We start from the raw sequence: 16,168 nt of genomic DNA, 5'->3' as shown, positions 1-16,168 counted from the left end.
GATTCCCATGGGGTGGCGTAGGCAGGCTCAGGTCGCCGCGTTCCCGCCCAACGCCCGTTCCAGATCCACCTGCAGATCCCCCAACTCCTCCACACCCACGCTCAGCCTTACCAGCGCGTCGCTGATGCCCAGCTGCTCCCGCCGCGCGACCGGAATCGAGGCATGCGTCATCACCGCCGGGTGGTTGACCAGGCTTTCCACGCCGCCCAGCGACTCGGCCAGAGTGAACAGTTCGGTCTTCTCGCAGAAGCGCTTGGCCGCCTCGAAACCGCCCTTGAGCACGATCGAAACGATGCCGCCGTAACCGGCCATCTGCTTGCCGGCCAGCTCATGCTGCGGGTGCGAGGCCAGGCCCGGGTAGATCACTTTTTCCACGGCCGGGTGCTTCTCCAGCCACTGTGCCAGGGCCAGCGCATTGGCGCAGTGCGCCTTCATGCGCAGCGGCAGGGTCTTCAGGCCACGCAGGGCCAGGAAGCTGTCGAACGGGCCCTGCACGCCACCCACCGAGTTCTGCAGGAAGGCCATCTGCTCGGCCAGTTCGGCGTTGTCGCCGACCACGACCATGCCGCCGACCATGTCCGAGTGGCCATTGAGATACTTGGTGGCCGAATGCAGGACCAAGTCAGCGCCCAGCTCCAGCGGGCGCTGCAGCATCGGCGAGGCGAAGGTGTTGTCGACGACGACGATCAGGCCATGGCGCTTGACGATGGCAGCGACCGCGGCGATGTCGACGATCTTCAGCATCGGGTTGGTCGGGGTCTCGATCCACACCATCTTCGTCTTCGGCGTGATGGAGGCCTCGAACGCGGCCAGATCGGTCAGGTCGACGAAGCTGAAATCCAGCCCGGCGGTGCGGCGACGCACGCGCTCGAACAGACGGAAGCTGCCGCCGTAGATATCGTCCATTGCCACCACATGGCTGCCGGCGTCCAGCAGCTCGATCACGGTCGAGCTGGCCGCCATGCCCGAAGCGAAGGCGAAGCCACGGGTGCCGCCTTCCAGCGACGCCACGCAACGCTCATAGGCGAAGCGGGTCGGGTTGTGGGTACGCGAGTACTCGAAGCCCTGATGCTCGCCCGGGCTGGACTGGGCGTAGGTCGAGGTGGCGTAGATCGGCGGCATCACCGCGCCGGTGCTGGGGTCGGGCGACTGGCCACCGTGGATGGCCAGGGTAGCCAGGGCCAGGGCGCGATCCTGGGAAGTTGCGTTGGACATGTTCTTTCCTGAGGGGCGCCGACGCACGGCGCCATCGAAGGTGCGGAAGTCTACCAGCGCGGCCTTAACGACCTTTGACGCGGATAAACCAGGATTCAGCGGTGAACGTCGGCGATCAGCGGCTTACTGCACGCGACGGCGCAGATAGTTCAGCAGGTCGATACGGGTGATCAGGCCCAGGAAGGCGTCGCCGTCCATCACGATCGCCACCTGGCCGCGGTCGAACACCGGCAGCAGCGCCTCGATCGGCGACTTCACGTCCAGCCGGTCCAGCTTGCTGACCATCGCGGTGGCGACGGTGTCGCGGAAGCGTGCCTCATCGCCATACACGTGCAGCAGCACGTCGCTTTCGTCGACGATGCCGACCAGCTGCTCGCCGTCCATCACCGGCAGCTGCGACACGTCGTACAGCTTCATGCGCTGGTAGGCAGTGGTCAGCAGGTCGTTCGGACCGATCACCACGGTGTCGCGCTGGCCGTAAGGGCGCAGGATCAGGTCGCGCAGGTCGCCGTGCTGCGGGCGCTGCAGGAAACCGTTGTCCAGCATCCAGTAGTCGTTGTACATCTTCGACAGGTACTTGTTGCCGGTATCCGGCACCAGCACCAGCACCTTCTTCGGCGTGGTCTGCTCCTTGCAGTACTTCAGGCCGGCGGCCAGCAGGGTGCCGGTGGACGAACCACCCAGGATGCCTTCCTTGCCCAGCAGTTCGCGTGCGGTGTGGAAGCTCTCGGCATCGCTGATGGCATAAGCCTTCTTGACGCGGCTGAAATCGGAGATCGACGGCAGGAAGTCCTCGCCGATGCCTTCCACCAGCCAGCTGCCCGATTTGTCGTTCAGATTGCCGTCGTTGATGTACTCGGCCAGGATCGAACCGACCGGATCGGCCAGCACCAGTTCGGTCTTCGGCGACAGCTTGGCGAAGGCACGCGACAGGCCGGTCATGGTGCCGGAGCTGCCGCAGCCGAACACGATGGCGTCAAGGTCGCCGCCCATCTGCTCGAGGATTTCCGGGCCGGTACCGAATTCATGCGCGGCCGGATTGTCCGGGTTGCCGAACTGGTTGATGAAGTAGGCGCCCGGGGTCTGCTCGGCGATGGTCTTGGCCAGGTCCTGGTAGTACTCCGGATGGCCCTTGGCCACGTCAGAGCGGGTCAGGCGCACTTCGGCGCCCATCGCCTTCAGATTGAAGATCTTTTCCCGGCTCATCTTGTCGGGAACGACCAGAATGAGCTTATAGCCCTTCTGCTGGGCCACCAGCGCCAGGCCCAGGCCGGTGTTGCCAGCCGTGCCCTCGACCAGGGTGGCACCGGGCTTCAGGTCGCCGCGCTTTTCCGCCGCCTCGATCATCGACAGGCCGATGCGATCCTTGATCGATCCGCCCGGGTTGGCGCTCTCCAGCTTCAGGTAGAGCTCGCAGACGCCGGTGTCCAGGCGCTGGGCCTTGACGATCGGGGTCTGGCCGATGAGTTCGAGGACGGAAGAATGGATGGGCATTCGGAGGACTTTCGGTTCGCGCCGCACAGGGCCGGACCGATGATTATCCGACGGATGGCGATGAAAGTCAGGTCGGCAGGGCCGCAGCCCGTCCACCGTAAAAAGAGATGCGGACAGCCCCGGATCGACGAGGAGACCGGTACCGCCCGCATCGATGAGCTGTGCCTGCAGGCCAAGGCACCACGGCCTGTGGTGCCTTGGCGCGGCCGCCTCATCGGCGGTGCCGCGATGCCGGGGCAGGAGCGCCCGGCGGGGCCATCGATGGCCGGGTCACGCCGTTCCGGGCGTGACGGGGTGCGTCAAAGCGTGGGGGACGTCATTGGGAGCGGTGTTTCGTACATTCGCAGAAGTCGTTGCTTGGCCAGCAGCTTCTCGCGCTTCATGCGACCCAGGGTGACATCATCGATCGGGAGTACACCCAACTCCGCGTCCATGCACTTCTTGTTCAACTTGCGGTGCTGGTCATGGAGTGCCCTGAACTCCGGATCACGCGCGCGACGGGCGTCGATCTCGCTCTGGGGCTGATCTTCAAACATGATGGACCTCCTTCGACAGATACACGAACGCCCCGGCCGCAAGGCACGGGGCGTTGTTCATGGAGGAGCGCCGGTCGATGGCCACCTGGACGCCTGCAACGACCTGCGGCACTGGCCTGCGCACGTCGATCTGCTGCGGTTCGCGCCCTGTTTGCATCGGCCCGGCCCTCCCATCGTCCGGTCCGCGGCATTGCGTCCCGGACGATTGACCCTACGCCTGCTCAAGGCGGGGTACAAGACCCCTGCGGCAAAAAGACCGAACCCCGCCGGGGCGGGGTTCAGGCTGAATGCTCATTGCAACGAAAAACAAACAATATCAAGCAATTACGGGGCGATGATGACCTCGGCCGAGCGTGCCCGGGTGGACGCCGCCTTCTTGCCGCTGAGCTGGATCCGGTTGCTCGCGACACCCGCCGCGACCAGGGCATCGCGCAGGGCCTCGGCACGCTTCTGACCGACCCCGTTGGCGCTGTCATAGGCCTCGATGCGCAGGCGGCCCTTCTTGCCGATGTTCAGGTACTCGGCCAGTGCCTTGGTCTGGTTGCGGGCCCCACCGGACAGGCTGGCGGCGCCAGCGGCAAATGCGTCACCATTGAAGGTGAAGACTTCGCCACGGCCATCGAACTTCGAACCCGGCAGCTTCTGCCCGGATACCAGCTCGGCTTCCTCGCGGGCCAGCTTGGCGGCGTTCTGCTGGGCGGCGCTGAGGCGCTGCTGCTGCTTGCCGGCCACGCTGGTCAGGGCATTCTCGGCATCCTGGCGGGCCAGGGTCTCGGCCTCGGCGGCCTGGCGCAGGCGCTCAGCCTCCTCGGCCTGCATCTGCGCCTGCATGCGCAGCTGCTCGGCCTCCTGGCGGGCACGGGCGGCATCGCGGCGGCTGGCCTCGATCAGCAGATCACTGCGGGTGCGCTCGAGGCGATCGACCTCACGCGCGGCCAATGCGGCACGCACGGCAGTCTCGGCAATCTCCACCCGGCGCTCGGCCAGGTAGGTGGCCAGCTCCTGGTCGCGGCGCTTGGCCTTGTCCAGGGTGGCGATGGCCTGCTGGGCCTGCATGCGCTCGAAGGCGCCCAGCTCAGCCGTGTCGGGATTGGCCTGGATGGCCATCAGACGCTGGCTCAGCTGCGCCACCATCGGGTTGTCGGCGGCCAGGGCCAGGGTCGGCAGCGTCAGCAGGGCAGCCAGGGTTGCGGCAGTCATCGGCTTCACCGGCGGTCCTCCCCGGTCGACAGCTGGCGTTGCAGCTGGTTGACCTCGTTGCGGCGCAGTTGCAGCTGCGCGGTGACGGTGGCTTCCTCGCTGCGGGCGCGGGCCAGGTCGGCATCGGCAGCGGCGCGCAGGGCGATCGCCGGGGCGTTCTTGCGCTCACGGCGGTCGCCGGCAGCACGCTGGGCCTGTTCCAGCCCCTGCCGGGCCAGCCCGATCAGGTCCGGGGCGTACTGGTCGGCGTCGGCCTGGGTGGCCTTGTCGACCGCCTGCCGGGCCTGGGCCAGTTCCAGTGCGCCGTCCTGCGCCCAGGCGGGGGCAGACAGTGCGAATGCAAACGCCATCACATACAGGCCATGGCGCATTCGTGCGAAGCTAAGTCGTTTCATTGGGGAGGCCGTACCGGTTGTCGGTTCACGGCCATTGTCGTCAAGCCGACACCGTGCTTGCAACGGGCGTCGGCCGTTTCGTTGGGGAAAATTCGCAATGGATATCGGCTACTTCCTGAAGCTGATGACCGAAAAGAACGCTTCGGACATGTTCCTGACCACCGGAGCACCGGTCTACATCAAGATCGAGGGGAAGCTTTATCCGCTGGGCAACACCGGCCTGCCGCCGGGCATGGTCAAGAAGATCGCCTACTCGCTGATGGACGAAGGCCAGGTGCCGCAGTTCGAGCGCGAGCTGGAGCTCAACATGGCCATCGCCCTGCCCGATGCCGGGCGCTTCCGCGTCAACGTGTTCAAGCAGCGGGGCGAAGTGGGCATGGTCATCCGCGCCATCCGCAGCCGCATCCCGAGCATCGAGGAGCTGAACCTGCCGCAGGTACTGAAGGACGTCATCATGACCCCGCGCGGGCTGGTGCTGGTGGTGGGGTCCACCGGTTCCGGCAAGTCCACCTCGCTGGCGTCGATGATCGACCACCGCAACAGCACCACCACTGGTCACATCCTCACCATCGAGGACCCGATCGAGTACCTGCACAAGCACAAGATGTCGATCGTCAACCAGCGCGAGGTCGGGCTGGACACCCATGCCTTCCACAACGCGCTGAAGAACGCGATGCGTGAAGCGCCGGACGTGATCCTGATCGGCGAGATCCTGGATGCGGAAACGATGGAGGCAGCGATCGCCTTCGCCGAAACCGGCCACCTGTGCCTGGCCACCCTGCACTCCAACAACGCCGACCAGACCATCGAGCGCATCCTCAACTTCTTCCCGGAAAGCGCGCACAAGAACGTGCTGATGAACCTGGCGCTGAACCTGCGTGCGGTGATCAGCCAGCGCCTGGTGAAGAACAAGGAGGGCCGTCGCCTGCCGGCCACCGAGGTGCTGATCAACACGCCGATGATCCGTGACCTGCTGCGTCGCGGCCAGGTGCACGAGATCAAGGCGGCGATGGAAGGCTCGCTGGAGGAAGGCATGGAGAGTTTCGACCAGTGCCTGTTCCGTCTGGCCAAGGCCGGCATCATCGAGCAGGAGGAAGCGCTGCGCGCGGCCGACTCGCGCGATGGCCTGGCCCTGAAGTTCCGCCTGTCCGAAGGCAGCAGCGGCGAGCACGACCCGTATGCGGATTTCTCGGCCGGGCAGCCAAGCATCACTCACGGGTTCTGACCGCACGAAAAAGGGGACGGTGGGGATTAAGTCGTAAGTGCATTTACGACTTAATCCCCACCGTCCCCTTTTTCTGAAGAATTCAGGGGCGGTCTCATCCAATGAGACCCCTCATCCGTAGGTTTCCTCAATGGAAACCATCCGCAAGCTGGCCATCCTGGCCGATGCCGCCAAATACGACGCCTCCTGCGCCTCCAGCGGCTCGGGCAAGCGCGATTCGCGCGCCAGTGGCGGCATCGGCAGCACCGAGGGTATGGGCATCTGCCACAGCTATACACCCGATGGCCGCTGCGTTTCATTGCTGAAGATCCTGCTGACCAACTTCTGCGTCTACGACTGCGCCTACTGCGTGAACCGGGTCTCCAGCAACGTAGCCCGTGCACGTTTCAGCGTGGACGAGGTGGTCGCACTCACCCTGGACTTCTACAAGCGCAACTACATCGAGGGGCTGTTCCTGTCCAGCGGCATCATCCGCAATGCGGACTACACCATGGAACAGATGGTGGAAGTGGCCCGGCAGCTGCGCGAAGAACACCGCTACGCCGGCTACATCCACCTCAAGACCATTCCCGAGGCCTCGCCGGAACTGCTGGCCAGTGCCGGGCGCTATGCCGACCGCCTGTCCATCAACGTGGAACTGCCGACCGAAGCCGGCCTGAGCGCCTTGGCGCCGGAGAAGACGGTGCATTCGATACGCGGCGCGATGGGCGAACTACGCTGGCGCATCGAGGAAGCCAAGGAGGCGCGCAAAGCCCCCGCAGCGGTGGCGCCGAGGGCCAGCCGCAGTCCACACCCTCCCCGTTTCGCACCCGCCGGGCAGAGCACGCAGATGATCGTCGGCGCGGACGGGGCCAACGACCAACAGATCCTGGCCAGCGCCGATGCGCTGTACGGCAACTATCGGATGCGCCGGGTGTACTACTCCGCGTTCAGCCCGATTCCGGACGCCAGCCGGCAGCTGCCACTGCAACCGCCTCCGCTGCAGCGCGAACATCGCCTCTACCAGGCCGACTGGTTGCTGCGTTTCTACGGTTACGGCGTGGATGAGATTACCGATACCACCCAGGACGGCATGCTCGACCTGGACATCGACCCGAAAATGGCTTGGGCGATCCGTCACCCCGAGCGCTTTCCCGTGGATCTCAACCGCGCGCCGAAGGAAATGCTGCTTCGCGTACCCGGGCTGGGCGTGCGCAACGTGAAACGGGTGCTGATGGCACGCCGCCACGGTCGCCTGCGGGTTGCCGATGTAGCACGCCTGAAGGCACCGATGAGCAAACTGCTTCCGTTTGTGCAGCTGGCTGACCACCATCCACGCAAATCGCTGGACGATCCGGCGGCGCTGCGCGCGCAGTTGGCCCCACCGCCTCGTCAGGGATCGCTGTTTGATGCACCGCCCGCCGCCTGACGCGCAGCGCTGGTCGCTGCGGGTGGACCCGCAGTGGTCGCTGCAGGCCTGGCGCGACGCTGCGCGCGAAGCGTTGCTGCGAGGCGTGGCCCCGCCTCAGCTGGACTGGCTGGAAGGGAGCGAAACGTCGTTGCTGGATGCGCCGGCCGTGCAGCGGGCGCCGATGCTGGCTGATGCCAGTGCACCCAACGTGCCCCGCGATTTCCTGGAACTGGCGGCCACCTGCCTGTGCCATCGCGACCCCCAGCGACTGGCCTTGCTGTATCGCCTGCTGTGGCGCATCGTCCATGGCGAGCGTTCGGTGCTGAGCAACCCCGCCGACGCCGATGTCCTGCGCGCAACGGCGCTCGCCCAGGCCGTCCGCCGTGACACGCACAAGATGAAGGCATTCGTGCGCTTCCGCGAGGTGCCTGGCCAGCCTGATGCGTTCATCGCCTGGTTTGAGCCACAGCACCACATTGTCGACCGGGTCGCGCCCTTCTTCGCGCGCCGCTTCACCGGCATGCGCTGGGCGATCCTCACGCCTTCGCGCAGCGTCGCATGGGATGGGCAGGCGCTTGCCTTCGGCCCCGGCGCACGGCGCGAGGATGCCCCGGCCGAGGATGCGCGCGAATCACTGTGGCAGACCTACTACGCCAACATCTTCAATCCGGCGCGACTCAATACACGGATGATGATGCAGGAGATGCCGGCAAAGTACTGGCGCCACCTGCCGGAGGCCCAGCTGCTGCCACGCCTGGTGCGCGATGCGGCCGACCGCGTGCAGGAAATGCATGACCGTCCCGCGCAGGCGCCGCAGCGCAGGATCCCCCTGCGTGCAGGTGTTGCGATGCCAGCAGCGGATGCCAGCAGTCTGGAGAATCTGCGCGGACAGGCCAGCACCTGCCGCCAGTGCCCGCTGTGGGAGCAGTCCACGCAGACCGTGTTCGGGCAGGGGCCTGCAGACGCCCGCATGATGCTGATCGGGGAACAACCTGGCGACACCGAGGATCTGCGCGGACAGCCGTTCATGGGTCCTGCCGGTCAGCTACTGGACCGTGCGCTGACCGAACTGGGAATCGATCGCGCGACGCTGTACCTCACCAACGCGGTGAAGCACTTCCATCATGAACGGCGCGGCAAGGTACGGCTGCACAAACGACCGGAAAGCCGGCACATCCAGGCCTGCCGCCCCTGGCTGATGGGCGAGATCGCGCGCGTGCGGCCCCAGGTGATCGTGTGCCTCGGCGCAACCGCGGCAGCCTCGGTATTCGGCCGTGATTTCGACCTGTCACGTGACCGCGGACGCTGGCACACCCTCGAGGACGGCACCCGCGGCTATGCCACGGTGCACCCGGCATGGGTATTGCGGCAGACCGACGATGCGCGCCGCGAGGATGCCTATCGGCTGTTCCGCGATGATCTGGCCCGATTGCAACAAAAAGGGGACGGAGGGAATTAAGTCGTAAGTGCACAAACGACTTAATCCCCTCCGTCCCCTCTACTTTCAGGCGGCGTCGGGCTGGTTTTCCGGGCGTGCGCGGTCGAAGGCGTCCACTGCCTGGCACGCCGCTTCGATGCGGCGCAGGGTCGGGTACGGCGTCAGGTCCAGGCCGAAGCGATGCGCGTTGTACAGCTGCGGCAGCAGGCAGATATCGGCCAGGCCGGGACGGTCACCGTGGCAGAAGGTGCCCGTCGCGCTGCTGTTGGCCAGCATCGCTTCCATCGCAGTGAAACTCTCGGCGATCCAGTGCAGGGTCCACTGCGTGCGGGCGTCGGCCGGCAGCTGCAGGGTGCGCTCCAGGTACTGCATCACCCGCAGGTTGTTGATCGGGTGGATATCGCAGGCCACCAGCTGGGCCAGCGCACGCACCCGCGCACGGCCGGCGGCATCGGCCGGCAGCAGCGGCACCTGCGGGAAGCGCTCGTCCAGATACTCCAGGATCGCCAGCGACTGGGTCAGTGCATGCCCGTCATGCAGCAGGGTTGGCACCAGCTGCTGCGGATTGAGCGCGCGATAGGCGTCAAGGTGCTGCTCGCCACCATCGCGTACCAGGTGCACCGGCCGGGCTTCCCAGGCCAGGCCCTTCAGCTCCAGACCGATGCGCACGCGGTAGGCGGCGCTGGATCGCCAGTAGGTGTACAGCACGATGCCGTCGTCGACCGGGATCTCCATCGCCGCCTCTCTGCTCAGGGCCTGGTCGCCTGTTCGATGCGCTGCTCGATCGCACCGAAGATGCTGTTGCCGGCGGCATCGAGCATCTCGATGCGGACCACGTCGCCGAAGGACATGAACGGCGTGCTCGGCTTGCCGTCGCGCAGGGTCTCCACCACGCGCTGCTCGGCGAAGCACGAGGCACCCTTGCTGGTGTCTTCGTTGGCGATGGTGCCCGAGCCAACAATGGTGCCGGCGCTGAGCGGACGGGTCTTGGCCGCATGCGCGACCAGCTGGGCGAAGTTGAACTGCATGTCCACGCCGGCTTCCGGCGCGCCGAACCACTGGCCGTTGATGTGGGTCAGCAGCGGCAGGTGCACCTTGCTGTCCTGCCACGCGGCGCCCAGCTCGTCGGGGGTGACGAACACCGGCGACAGCGCCGAGCGCGGCTTGGACTGCAGGAAGCCGAAGCCCTTGGCCAGCTCGCCCGGAATCAGGTTGCGCAGCGAGACATCGTTGACCAGGCCGACCAGCTGGATATGGCCTGCGGCCTGTTCCGGGGTGGCGGCCATCGGCACGTCGTCGGTGATCACCACGATCTCTGCTTCCAGGTCGATGCCATAGTCCTCGCTGACCACCTTGACCGCGTCGCGCGGACCGTAGAAACCGGCGCTGGTCGCCTGGTACATCAGCGGGTCGGTGTAGAAGCTCTCCGGCACCTCGGCGCCACGGGCGCGGCGCACGCGCTCGACATGCGGCAGGTAGGCGCTGCCATCGACGAACTCATAGGCACGCGGCATCGGCGCGGCCAGCGCCTGCGGGTCCAGGTCGAACACGCCATCGGCGTCGCCCGCGTTGAGCGATTCGTACAGGGCGTTCAGGCGCGGCGCGATGTGGCTCCAGTCCTCCAGGGCCTGCTGCAGGGTGGCGGCAATGCCGGTGGCGCGCACGCCGTGGCGCAGGTCACGCGAGACGACGATCAGGGTGCCGTCGCGGCCGCCTTCCTTCAAAGAACCAAGCTTCATGGGTGGGTGTCCGGAGTCGTGGGCAAACAAGTTTCAAGTGTAATCAAATCTGCGTCGACGCCAAGCTGCAGCGCGGCATCGGCCCACCCTACCGTAGTGGGGGGTTCGGCAGGGTTGCACCCTGCACCTGCTTCAAGCCAGGGCAACGTCAGCAGCAACAGCCGGCTCTGGGTTGTCTGTGAGCTGGGCGGGACGGTGTGGGTGGGCAGGACACGCCGTAAACCCGTCCCTGGTGGCTCGATGGCGCCATCCATGGCGCCAACGGTCCTGCCCACCCACACCGTCCCACCCCTGACAATTTCCCGATGACGGATCGAACATCCACATCATTCATCGTCGAAATCCGTCAGATATCGAAATTGATCGAATGAGATTCGACAGATCGCGGAAAACTCTCGAAGGCGGGGTGGGTCCGGTTGCGGGGGCGTGAGCCGCATGGATGCGGCGACCGAGCTTACATGGGTGAGGGCGCTTTGCTTGCGAAGCATTGCTTCGCAAGCGCCCGAACGCACAGCCGCCAGCGGCTGGGCCGGGCCCCGGAGGGGGACTTGCAGCGCCCCCCGCAACCGGACCCACCCCGCATCCCTCAGGAAACCGGCTTTTGACGTTGACGTTGACGTTGCTTCGGCCTCTGCGGGTGCAGGGCGCAGCCCTGCAGAGAGCCCCCTACCTGAACAGGCCTTTTTGCGTGAAGTCTCAAACATCGTTTAGACTTGCAGGGTCTGCAGCGGCCGTCCGTTTCCCTCCGGGACCGCCGGCGACCAGGGTCCGCCCTCTTCGCCCGCCCCCACTCCGACGCCGTTCGTCACGCATTCCAGCCTGCGCTCCGTGCCGGCTGCACCCAATTCTCGCAGCGCGGTTCACGGGAACGCTCCGAGTCAGCCGATCAGTTTGATCTGCCCCCGTCTGTCCGTTCGGACAGGCGTTTCTTGTACTTGGAGCAATCTCAATGTCTTTTGAATCGCTGGGCCTGGCGCCCTTCCTGCTGCGTGCGCTCGCCGAGCAGGGCTACGAAAACCCGACCCCGATCCAGCAGCAGGCGATCCCGCTGGCGCTGGCCGGTCGCGACCTGCTGGCCGGCGCTCAGACCGGCACCGGCAAGACCGCCGCCTTCGGCCTGCCGCTGCTGCAGCACCTGGGCACCGCCTCGCAGGAAGTGCGCAGCGGCCCGCGCAAGCCGCGCGCGCTGATCCTGGCCCCGACCCGCGAGCTGGCCACCCAGGTGCATGACAGCCTGCGCGGCTACAGCAAGTACCTGCGCATCCCCAGCGCCTGCATCTACGGCGGCGTCGGCATGGGCAACCAGCTGGACATCCTGCGCCGTGGCGTGGACCTGCTGGTGGCCTGCCCGGGCCGCCTGATCGACCACCTCGAGCGTCGCAGCATCGACCTGTCCGGCATTGAACTGCTGGTGCTGGACGAAGCCGACCGCATGCTCGACATGGGCTTCCTGCCGTCGATCAAGCGCATCCTGGCCAAGCTGCCGAAGCAGAACCGCCAGACCCTGCTGTTCTCGGCCACCTTCGAGGACAACATCCGCCAGCTGGCGCTGGAGTTCATGCGCAACCCGGAACAGATCCAGGTCACGCCGAAGAACACCGTCGCCGAAACCATCACCCATCGCGTGCACCCGGTCGATGCCGGCCGCAAGCGCGACCTGCTGCTGCACCTGCTGGCGCAGGACAGCCGCGAGCAGACCCTGGTGTTCGCCCGCACCAAGCACGGCAGCGACAAGCTGGCCACGTTCCTGGAAAAGTCGGGCATCAAGACCGCGGCGATCCACGGCAACAAGAGCCAGGGCCAGCGCCTGCGTGCGCTGGGCGACTTCAAGGCCGGCCGCGTGACCGTGCTGGTGGCCACCGATATCGCCGCGCGCGGCATCGACATCAACGAGCTGCCGAAGGTGATCAACTTCGACCTGCCGATGGTGGCCGAAGATTACGTGCACCGCATCGGCCGCACCGGCCGCAACGGCGCGACCGGCCAGGCGATCTCGCTGGTGGCGCAGGATGAAGTGAAGCTGCTGCGCGCGATCGTGCGCCTGCTGGGCCGCGACATGGACATCCGCGATGTGCCGGGCTTCGAGCTGCAGACGCCGATCCGCTGGGGCAACAGTGCGCCGGGCAAGGCCGAGCACGATACCGGCGAGCGCGCACCGCGCAAGAGCCACGCACGCCGTCCGCACGGCGATGCGCCGCGCCATGCGCATGCGGGCCCGAAGAAGGCCGGTGGTGGCCGTCGCGAGGGCGGTGGCAATGGCCAGCAGCGTGCAGGCGCCGGTCAGGGCCAGCGTCGTGGCGGTGGCGGCAATGGTGGCGGCCGTGGCCGCGGCCAGGGTGGCAACGGCGGCGGTCGCGCCGGCTGATCGCAGCTGACATGGAGGGTGCTTCCCGCTGCGCGGGGGCTATCGAGGGACGGCGCTGACGCGCCGTCCTTTTTTTTGTTGCGGGCTACCGGGTGATAAAGCACGCGGTGGCAGTACCGAGGGCGGATGGGCATGGGGGCAGCGCAGAACACGCTGTAAATACGTCCATGTAAGCTCGATGGCGCCATCCATGGCGCCAACGGTTCTGCGCTGCCCCCATGCCCATCCGCTTCAAGCATTGCCTGCACCTTCTTCTCCCGCCGGGTAGCCGGGAGAAGAAAGATCAAATTCAAATTCAAATTCAAAGGCAAAAGCCGAAGTCGCAATTCCTGGTTCTGCTTTTGCTTTCGCCCTTGCTCCCGCCTTGGGGTTCGATGCGTCCGCGCCCGCAGGAAACTGTCGAGGGGAGGCCGGGCGGGCTGCGCAGGACCGTGAGGCGCATGGATGCGCCGATCGAGCTTACATGGACGTATTTACAGCGTGTCCTGCGCAGCCCGCCCGGCCTCCCCCCCACACGCATCAATCGAGGCGCGCAAAGCCTCAACCCCGCGCTTTACTCGGATTCACCAGATTCCCGAAGAAGATCGCGTTGATCAGCAGTCGATCCGTCCCGTGCCAGTACTTGCGATGCGCCGGATCATCGGCGAACAGCACCACGTTGCCCTGCCCCTGCGCCGACACCAGCAGCCACGCGCTGCCCGCCACCCGCGTGCGATTGCGCTCGGACAGATAGCCATTCACCCGCGGCGGCGTGTCGATGCGTACCACCGTCGAGAACGGGTTAGCGCTTGGCTGCAGCGTCACCGTGTTTTCCTTGTTGATCGCCAGCTGCCGGCGTGGCACGCCAAACGCCAGCGGATGGCTGGTATCCACGTCGGCACTGAGGATGTTGCCGCTGACCCGCTCGATCGCGGCGATGTCGCGCTGGTCGCCGAACGCACGGCGGCTCTCGTCCGCGGTCTCTTCTTCCTTGCCAAGCTTCTCGCCGTCGGCGAGCTTCTGTTCGATCGCCCACTTCGAGGCACTGCCATAGGTAACCAGTGAACCACCGGCCTGCACCCAGCGCTTCAGTGCAGCCACCGCCGTGGCATCGATGCCTGTGTAGGTTCCACCGGACAGCACGATGGTGGTGTAACGATCCAGCGGTGCTTTGCCCAGCTGCTGCGGATCCAGCTTGCTGGCGGGCAACCGCAGCTGCTGGTCCAACAGGAACCAGGCCGAGCCGATCTCGGTGGCGGCCACGCCCTCGCCCATCACCAGCGCAACCGCAGGTTTGCGCAGCGCTTTGACGCCATCACTGCCGAGGTCGATGCCCTTACGGCTGCGGCCGCTGGACAGCGCGTGCACCTGCACACCGGCAGCACGCGCGGCAGACGTCACGGCTTCAAGCAACGCCGTGCCCTGCAGTGATTGCCCGGCCACCGGAATCACCAGGCTGCCGGCGGCGAAGTTGACCTCGCCCTGCGTGGTCGCGGTGGTGAACGGCTGGAATGCCGCGCGTGCATTCACGCCCTTGCCCTGCAGCGCGGCCAGCGCGCGCCCGGCATTGTAGTCGCGCCAGTCGATCGCGTAGGCGAATCCTGCCTGGCCGCCCAGCAGGGTGCTCTGCTCCGCCGGCAGCGCCGCCACGCGTGCGCCGCCGTCGATGCGGCTGCGGCTACCGGCGAAGGCCACACCGTAGGCCGGTGCAATCGCGTAGCTGGTGCTGCCGTAGAACACATCGCCCTTGATCGGCGGCGTCTCGGCAAAGATCGAATGCACCAGGCGGAACTGCGCCTGCTGCACCGGCACCACGTAGGCGCTGCCGGCATCGAAGCGCTGGCCATCGACACTGACGTCACGTTCCAGCGCGCACCTCGATGCGATGCAGCAGCAACAGTTCCAGCAAACGACGGGTCAATGCGGGGTCATGCGCATCGCCGAATACGAAGCTCTTCACCGGCTGCTGTGCGGCCTGCTTCAACGCGCTCTGGAAGAACTGCTTCTGCAGGTCGAACAGGCCGCTGCGCTCGGCTACCGCGCCGCGCACCGTGCCCAGCCCGGTAGCCACCTGGTTGCGGATGGTGAACGGGAAGGTCAGCAGGCCGTTCACCGATTCCTGCACGCGGCCGCGCGAGCTGGCCTGCTCGACGGTAACGCCGACGGCACCGTGGAAATCAGGATAGGTCGAGCCGTACACCGGCGAGAAGTTGTCGAAGTTCTCGCCGGTGTAGTACAGCGAGCCCAGCGCATCCAACGCCTGCGCGTGGTACTTGGCCAGGGTCTTGTTGAATTCATACGACGCCGCTGGAATCAGCGGGCTGTGCATGCTCTTCGGCGACGGTTCGAAGTAATAGGTGCTGTCCTTGCCCATCTCGTGGAAATCAATCTGCACGTTCGGGTACCACTGGTGGAACACCTCCACCTTCGGCCGCGAGTCCTGCTGGGTCAGGGCCAGCCAGTCGCGGTTGAGATCGGTGAAGTAGTGGTTGGTGCGGCCCTGCGGGAACGGCTCAACGTGTTCCTTGTCGGCCGGGTCGGCCGAGGCCGGATCAGAGGCCCAGGCGTTGTGCCAGTTGGCGGCACGATCACGGCCATCCGGGTTCTGCGCCGGGTCGAACAGCACCACCGCCTGCTGCAGCCACTGCTGGGTTTCGGCGCTGCGGTTGGCCACCAGGTAGTACGCCGTCAGCATCGCCGCTTCGGCACTGGAGGTCTCGTTGCCATGCACGCTGTAGCCCAGCCACACCACCACCGGGCTGTCACCGGCGGCGCTGCGCGGCTGCGCCGGATCGGCCAGGGTCGCGTGCTGCTGGCGGATCTGTTCCAGCCGCGCGTGGTTGCCTGCAGCAGTGACGGTGGCGATCAGCAGCGGGCGACCTTCATAGCTGCGGCCGATCTCGCGCACGCTGATCTTGTCCGAGCGTTTCGCAAGTTCCTGGAAGTACGCCACCAGCTGGTCGTGCCGGGTGTAACGGCTGCCGATCGGGTAGCCGAGGAACTGCTCCGGCGTGGGCACCGCTGCATCGAACGCCGCTGCGTCGGTCACCTGCGGGAAGAAGTACGCGCTCTGTGCCTGCGCCGGCTGCGGCGAGGACAGTGCGGTGGCGGCGGCAAGCAGCAACGGAAGAACGGCACGGCGATGCAAGGACACGATGACTCCCCTGGAACACAACGGCAGACAGTCGCGCG

At 66.2% G+C, this 16,168-nt stretch carries 11 protein-coding genes and 1 pseudogene; 4 read left to right on the top strand and 8 right to left on the bottom strand.

The window, feature by feature from the left end:
- Positions 1-27: 27 nt before the first annotated feature.
- The 5 genes from ACZK2V_RS03035 to ACZK2V_RS03015 all read right to left on the bottom strand — a co-directional run bounded on the left by ACZK2V_RS03035 (position 28) and on the right by ACZK2V_RS03015 (position 4,816).
- Positions 28-1,215, bottom strand: a complete 1,188-nt coding sequence (locus ACZK2V_RS03035) for a cystathionine gamma-synthase (protein WP_049461333.1) — start codon at positions 1,213-1,215, stop codon at positions 28-30.
- A 123-nt stretch (positions 1,216-1,338) separates the two neighbouring features.
- Complete coding sequence (locus ACZK2V_RS03030; protein ID WP_049461332.1) at positions 1,339-2,709, bottom strand: pyridoxal-phosphate dependent enzyme; 1,371 nt, start codon at positions 2,707-2,709, stop codon at positions 1,339-1,341.
- Between the two features lie 299 nt (positions 2,710-3,008).
- Positions 3,009-3,245, bottom strand: a complete 237-nt coding sequence (locus ACZK2V_RS03025) for an HP1242/YdcH family protein (RefSeq protein WP_004154075.1) — start codon at positions 3,243-3,245, stop codon at positions 3,009-3,011.
- Positions 3,246-3,569: 324 nt separating this feature from the next.
- The gene (locus ACZK2V_RS03020; protein ID WP_080356499.1) at positions 3,570-4,454 is read right to left on the bottom strand and encodes an OmpA family protein; all 885 of its coding nucleotides are present in this window, start codon (positions 4,452-4,454) and stop codon (positions 3,570-3,572) included.
- Positions 4,451-4,816, bottom strand: coding sequence for a DUF4398 domain-containing protein (locus tag ACZK2V_RS03015; protein WP_049398394.1), 366 nt, complete (start codon positions 4,814-4,816; stop codon positions 4,451-4,453). The genes ACZK2V_RS03020 and ACZK2V_RS03015 overlap by 4 nt, the downstream gene beginning before the upstream one ends.
- A 121-nt stretch (positions 4,817-4,937) precedes the next feature.
- Here ACZK2V_RS03015 and ACZK2V_RS03010 point away from each other — a divergent pair, with 121 nt between their 5' ends.
- The 3 genes from ACZK2V_RS03010 to ACZK2V_RS03000 all read left to right on the top strand — a co-directional run bounded on the left by ACZK2V_RS03010 (position 4,938) and on the right by ACZK2V_RS03000 (position 8,914).
- Positions 4,938-6,065 (top strand): PilT/PilU family type 4a pilus ATPase, encoded by a 1,128-nt coding sequence (locus tag ACZK2V_RS03010; protein ID WP_032127971.1) that lies wholly within the window; start codon positions 4,938-4,940, stop codon positions 6,063-6,065.
- A 130-nt stretch (positions 6,066-6,195) separates the two neighbouring features.
- Complete coding sequence (locus ACZK2V_RS03005; protein ID WP_049461330.1) at positions 6,196-7,473, top strand: putative DNA modification/repair radical SAM protein; 1,278 nt, start codon at positions 6,196-6,198, stop codon at positions 7,471-7,473.
- Positions 7,454-8,914 (top strand): UdgX family uracil-DNA binding protein, encoded by a 1,461-nt coding sequence (locus ACZK2V_RS03000; RefSeq protein WP_071227723.1) that lies wholly within the window; start codon positions 7,454-7,456, stop codon positions 8,912-8,914. Before ACZK2V_RS03005 ends, ACZK2V_RS03000 begins: the two co-directional genes overlap by 20 nt.
- A 45-nt stretch (positions 8,915-8,959) precedes the next feature.
- Here the strand turns inward: ACZK2V_RS03000 and maiA are convergent, their stop codons facing one another.
- Together maiA and ACZK2V_RS02990 are read right to left on the bottom strand one after the other, a co-directional pair.
- Entirely contained in the window at positions 8,960-9,628 is a 669-nt protein-coding gene (gene maiA / locus ACZK2V_RS02995) for a maleylacetoacetate isomerase (protein ID WP_049461325.1), read from the bottom strand.
- Between the two features lie 14 nt (positions 9,629-9,642).
- Positions 9,643-10,632, bottom strand: coding sequence for a fumarylacetoacetate hydrolase family protein (locus ACZK2V_RS02990; protein ID WP_032127967.1), 990 nt, complete (start codon positions 10,630-10,632; stop codon positions 9,643-9,645).
- A gap of 949 nt (positions 10,633-11,581) precedes the next feature.
- On the opposite strand from ACZK2V_RS02990, the gene ACZK2V_RS02985 reads away from it, so the two are divergent.
- Positions 11,582-12,997, top strand: a complete 1,416-nt coding sequence (locus ACZK2V_RS02985; protein WP_049461652.1) for a DEAD/DEAH box helicase — start codon at positions 11,582-11,584, stop codon at positions 12,995-12,997.
- Positions 12,998-13,537: 540 nt separating this feature from the next.
- Here the strand turns inward: ACZK2V_RS02985 and ACZK2V_RS02980 are convergent.
- Positions 13,538-16,130, bottom strand: a pseudogene (locus tag ACZK2V_RS02980) (M14 family zinc carboxypeptidase).
- Positions 16,131-16,168: the final 38 nt, after the last annotated feature.

The sequence above is a fragment of the Stenotrophomonas sp. 93052_Sma genome (assembly GCF_056481145.1).
This window is presented reverse-complemented; position numbering and strand designations above follow the sequence as displayed.

Bases quoted from the DNA above. Each gene is read 5' to 3' on its own strand.
- ACZK2V_RS03035 (WP_049461333.1), bottom strand. From the start codon at position 1,215: ATGTCCAACGCAACTTCCCAGGATCGCGCCCTGGCCCTGGCTACCCTG.
- ACZK2V_RS03030 (WP_049461332.1), bottom strand. From the start codon at position 2,709: ATGCCCATCCATTCTTCCGTCCTCGAACTCATCGGCCAGACCCCGATC.
- ACZK2V_RS03025 (WP_004154075.1), bottom strand. From the start codon at position 3,245: ATGTTTGAAGATCAGCCCCAGAGCGAGATCGACGCCCGTCGCGCGCGT.
- ACZK2V_RS03015 (WP_049398394.1), bottom strand. From the start codon at position 4,816: ATGCGCCATGGCCTGTATGTGATGGCGTTTGCATTCGCACTGTCTGCC.
- ACZK2V_RS03010 (WP_032127971.1), top strand. From the start codon at position 4,938: ATGGATATCGGCTACTTCCTGAAGCTGATGACCGAAAAGAACGCTTCG.
- ACZK2V_RS03005 (WP_049461330.1), top strand. From the start codon at position 6,196: ATGGAAACCATCCGCAAGCTGGCCATCCTGGCCGATGCCGCCAAATAC.
- ACZK2V_RS03000 (WP_071227723.1), top strand. From the start codon at position 7,454: ATGCACCGCCCGCCGCCTGACGCGCAGCGCTGGTCGCTGCGGGTGGAC.
- maiA (WP_049461325.1), bottom strand. From the start codon at position 9,628: ATGGAGATCCCGGTCGACGACGGCATCGTGCTGTACACCTACTGGCGA.
- ACZK2V_RS02990 (WP_032127967.1), bottom strand. From the start codon at position 10,632: ATGAAGCTTGGTTCTTTGAAGGAAGGCGGCCGCGACGGCACCCTGATC.
- ACZK2V_RS02985 (WP_049461652.1), top strand. From the start codon at position 11,582: ATGTCTTTTGAATCGCTGGGCCTGGCGCCCTTCCTGCTGCGTGCGCTC.